This window comes from Streptomyces beijiangensis, from assembly GCF_017315755.1.
In the GTDB taxonomy this organism is placed as follows: Bacteria; Actinomycetota; Actinomycetes; order Streptomycetales; family Streptomycetaceae; genus Streptomyces; species Streptomyces beijiangensis.
In genome coordinates this window covers 1370-1572 of sequence record NZ_JAFLRJ010000776.1, presented here as the reverse complement: position 1 = coordinate 1572, position 203 = coordinate 1370, and the positions used below count along the sequence as shown (strand labels likewise).

The following is a 203-nucleotide window of genomic DNA, read 5'->3' as shown; positions in this document are numbered from 1 at the left end:
GCCGCGGTGAGCGCGGCGGCGCCCGCGATGACCCTGCGGATCACCCGAAGCGCCCGTTCACATAGTCCGAAGTGCGCTGGTCCTGGGGGGCGTTGAACATGTCGTGGGTCGGTCCGTGCTCGACGATGACGCCCGGCGTGCCCTGTTCGGCGAGGAAGAAGGCGCAGCTGTCGGAGACGCGGGCCGCCTGCTGCATGTTGTGG

General features: G+C 70.0%; 1 pseudogene. It reads right to left on the bottom strand.

Annotated features, from left to right (window positions below):
• Positions 1–40 precede the first annotated feature (40 nt).
• Positions 41–203, bottom strand: a pseudogene (locus J0695_RS44635) (phosphate ABC transporter ATP-binding protein); the annotation flags it as partial.